Genomic DNA, 4,009 nt, shown 5'->3' on the forward strand with positions numbered 1-4,009 from the left:
GAACAGCCTCACCCCCGCCCGCACCGCCGGAAGCCCCGGAACGACGGATTAGGCTGGCGTGCATGCCAAAGAAGCGCTCGGGCGGTGGTCTGTCCACGACGCAGCAGGCCGCCAAGTTCCTCGGTGTCAGTGTCCTGTCGGGCGCGGTCCTGGCGGGGATCGCCCTGCCGGCCGTCGGCGCGCTGGGCCTCGCCGCGAAGGGGTCGGTGGAGTCGTTCGACGAGCTCCCGGCCAACCTGAAGACGCCCCCGCTCAGCCAGCGCACCTCGATCCTGGACGCCGAGGGCAACCGGATCGCGTCCGTGTACTCGCGCGACCGCACGGTCGTCGACCTCAAGGACATCTCGCCGTACATGCAGAAGGCGATCGTCGCGATCGAGGACTCGCGCTTCTACCAGCACGGCGCGGTCGACCTGAAGGGCATCCTGCGCGCGCTGAACAAGAACGCGCAGAGCGGCGGCGTCTCGGAGGGCGCCTCGACGCTGACCCAGCAGTACGTGAAGAACGTCTTCGTCGAGGAGGCCGGTGACGACCCGACGAAGGTCGCCGAGGCCACCCAGCAGACGATCGGCCGCAAGATCCGCGAGCTGAAGTACGCGATCCAGGTCGAGGAGGAGCTGGGCAAGAAGAAGATCCTGGAGAACTACCTCAACATCACGTTCTTCGGCCAGCAGGCGTACGGCGTGGAGGCCGCCTCCCAGCGGTACTTCTCCAAGCACGCGAAGGACCTGAACCTCCAGGAGTCGGCGCTGCTCGCGGGCATCGTCCAGTCGCCGAGCCTGTACGACCCGATCAACGACGAGAAGCAGGCGACCCTGCGCCGCAACGTCGTGATCCAGCGCATGGCCCAGCTCGGCGACGTCTCGCAGGCGGACGCCGACAAGGCGAAGGCCGCGCCGCTGGGCCTGAAGGTCACCCAGCCGAAGAACGGCTGCATCACCGCCGTCAAGGGCGCCGGGTTCTTCTGCAAGTACGTCGAGAAGGTCTTCCTCACCAACCCGGTCTTCGGCAAGACCAAGGAGGACCGCGCGAAGGTCTGGAACCAGGGCGGCCTGACGATCCGTACGACCCTGGACCCGCAGGCCCAGGAGTCCGTGCAGGACTCGATCAAGGACCACGTCTACCAGTCCGACAAGGTCGCGACGGCCGTCACCCTCGTCGAGCCCGGCACCGGCAAGATCCTCGGCATGGGCCAGTCGAAGCCGTACGGCTACGGCAAGAACGAGACGGAGTACAACTACTCGGTCGACTCGGCGTACGGCGGCTCCAACTTCGGCTGGCCGACGGGTTCGACGTTCAAGCCGTTCCTCGCGGCGGCGGCGCTGGAGGACGGGAAGCCGGCGAACCAGGTGTACCCGGCGCCGTTCGACATGCCCTACCCGGAGCGGGTCTCCACGTGCAGCGGCAAGGACTGGCGCAACACCGGGAACGACACGGTGGAGAACGAGAGCGAGTCCGAGGTCGGGCCCTACGACCTGCGCAAGGCGATGGAGCTCTCGGTCAACACGTACTTCGTGCAGATGCTGGAGGACGTCGGCATGTGCCCGGTGTCCAAGATGATCGACGGCCTCGGCGTGGTGCAGGGCAACGGCGACAAGGTGCCCGAGGTGCCGTCGTCCATGACCCTCGGGTCCACCGGTCTCTCCCCGCTGACCATGGCCAGCGCGTACGCCGCGTTCGCCTCGCGCGGGATGTACTGCACGCCGGTCGCCATCGAGTCGATCACGCAGACCGTCGGGAACACGAAGAAGTCCCTCGACGTGCCGAAGTCCACCTGCTCGCGGGCGATGAGCGAGAAGACCGCCGACACGATCAACACGCTGCTCAGCGGGGTGGTCGACTCCGGTACCGGTAAGACGGCCGGCCTCAAGGACCGTGCCAACGCGGGCAAGACCGGTACCACCGACTCCCGCAAGAACGCCTGGTTCGCCGGGTACACGCCGAACCTCTCCGGCGCCGTCTGGGTCGGCAGCGCCACGCAGAAGGTCGAGATGGAGAACATCTACATCGGCGGCGAGTACCACTCCCTCGTCTACGGCGGCGACACCCCCGGCCCGATCTGGAAGGACGCCATGACCGGCGCCCTCTCCGGCAAGGACTCCCCGTCCTTCCACACCGTCACCATCCCCGGCAGCCGCCTGGACAACAACGGCAACAACGGCGGCCGGGGCAACGGGAACGGCCGCGGCCGGGGCAACGACAACAACAACGGCGACAACAACGGCGGTTTCCTCGGCGGCCTGATCGGCGGCGGCACGACCGGCGCGAACACCTCGACCGGCGGGGCCTCCGGCGGCTCCAACAACGGCGGCTCGAACGGCGACTTCCCGACACCGACGATCACGGGCCTCCCCGAGGGCCTGTTCCGCGGGAACAACGGGAACGGCAACGGGGGTCGGAACTGAGGTCCGGCCACTGACCTGCGAAAGGGCGCCCTCGTCCTCGTACAGATTTGTACGGTGATGAGGGCGCCCTTTGTTGCTCGGAGAGGGTCGGCCGGTGGGCTCGGCCTGCGTTGGTCAGCCTGCCAGGAGCTTCTTGACCGTCGCCGCGACCCGGCCGCCCTCCGCGAGGCCCGCGACCTTCGGGTTGACGAGCTTCATGACCGCGCCCATCGCGCGGGGGCCCTCCGCGCCGGACGCCTTGGCCTCGGCGACCGCCGCCGTGACGATCTCCGTCAGCTCCTCGTCGCTCAGCTGCTTGGGGAGGTACTCGGCGAGGACCTCGCCCTCCTCCTTCTCCCGCGCCGCCTGCTCCGCCCGGCCGCCCTGCGCGAACGCCTCGGCCGCCTCCCGGCGCTTCTTCGCCTCGCGGGCGAGCACCTTGAGGACCTCGTCGTCGGAGAGCTCGCGCTTCTCCGTACCCGCGACCTCCTCCTTCGTGATCGCGGTGAGCGTGAGGCGCAGCGTCGAGGAGCGCAGCTCGTCGCGGGCCTTGATCGCGGTGTTGAGGTCTTCCTGGAGCTTGGACTTGAGCGTGGTCATGACGTCGATTGTGGCAGGTGCGGGAAGAAAGGGGCTTCCCTATTACGCGGGGGGCGTGTGGTCAAGGGTCCCGGTCGGGTCTGACACGATGGGGGTATGCGCGCGCGTTATGGAGTCCCCTTGGGAATCGCGGCGGTTGGCGCCGCCGGACTGGCCTACTCCGCCGGGTTCGAGGCCCGTTCGTTCCGGCTGCGACGGGTGACCGTACCGGTGCTGCCGCCGGGGATGCGGCCCCTGCGGGTGCTCCAGGTCTCCGACATCCACATGGTCGGCGGGCAGCGCAAGAAGCAGCGGTGGCTGCGGTCGCTCGCCGGGCTGCGGCCCGACTTCGTCATCAACACCGGCGACAACCTCTCCGACCCCGACGGCATCCCCGAGACGCTGGACGCGCTCGGGCCGCTGATGGAGTTCCCGGGCGCCTATGTCTTCGGGTCCAACGACTACTACGGGCCCCGGCTGCGCAATCCCGCGAAGTACCTCTTCGAGAAGGCCAGCGGCCGGCACGGGCTGAACGGCAACGCGCCCGCCGTCGACGTCGTCCACATCGACTGGGAGAGCCTGCGGGACGGGTTCGACGGGGCCGGGTGGCTCGACCTCACCAACACGCGGGGTGTCCTGAAGATCGACGGGGTCTCCATCGAGCTGACCGGGCTCGACGATCCGCACATCCGGCGGGACCGGTACGAGCGGGTCGCCGGGGGGCCGTCCGGCTCCGCGGACTTCTCGATGGGGGTGGTGCACGCGCCGTATCTGCGGGTGCTGGATTCCTTCACCGCCGATGACTATCCGCTGATCCTCGCGGGGCATACGCATGGGGGGCAGTTGTGCGTGCCGTTCTACGGGGCGCTGGTGACCAACTGTGATCTGGATGCGGGGCGGGTGAAGGGGTTGTCGACGCATACGGTCGGGGGGCGGACGGCATACATGCATGTGTCGGCGGGGTGTGGGACGAATCGGTATACGCCGGTGAGGTTTGCTTGTCCGCCGGAGGTTACGTTGCTGACGTTGGTGGGGCGGGAGTAGGG

The 4,009-nt window shown here is 68.4% G+C and carries 3 protein-coding genes; 2 read left to right on the plus strand and 1 reads right to left on the minus strand.

Translation table 11 applies throughout. The features are described 5' to 3' along the window. Positions 1-62: 62 nt before the first annotated feature. Positions 63-2,405, plus strand: coding sequence for a transglycosylase domain-containing protein (locus tag AOK24_RS27360; protein WP_055722726.1), 2,343 nt, complete (start codon positions 63-65; stop codon positions 2,403-2,405). A gap of 114 nt (positions 2,406-2,519) precedes the next feature. Here AOK24_RS27360 and AOK24_RS27365 read toward each other — a convergent pair whose 3' ends face one another. Further along, positions 2,520-2,984 (minus strand): GatB/YqeY domain-containing protein, encoded by a 465-nt coding sequence (locus tag AOK24_RS27365; RefSeq protein ID WP_055722727.1) that lies wholly within the window; start codon positions 2,982-2,984, stop codon positions 2,520-2,522. A 96-nt stretch (positions 2,985-3,080) separates the two neighbouring features. On the opposite strand from AOK24_RS27365, the gene AOK24_RS27370 reads away from it, so the two are divergent. Then, complete coding sequence (locus tag AOK24_RS27370) at positions 3,081-4,007, plus strand: metallophosphoesterase (RefSeq protein WP_055722728.1); 927 nt, start codon at positions 3,081-3,083, stop codon at positions 4,005-4,007. Positions 4,008-4,009 lie beyond the last annotated feature (2 nt).

This window comes from Streptomyces niveiscabiei (assembly GCF_001419795.1).
Taxonomy (GTDB): domain Bacteria; phylum Actinomycetota; class Actinomycetes; order Streptomycetales; family Streptomycetaceae; genus Streptomyces; species Streptomyces niveiscabiei.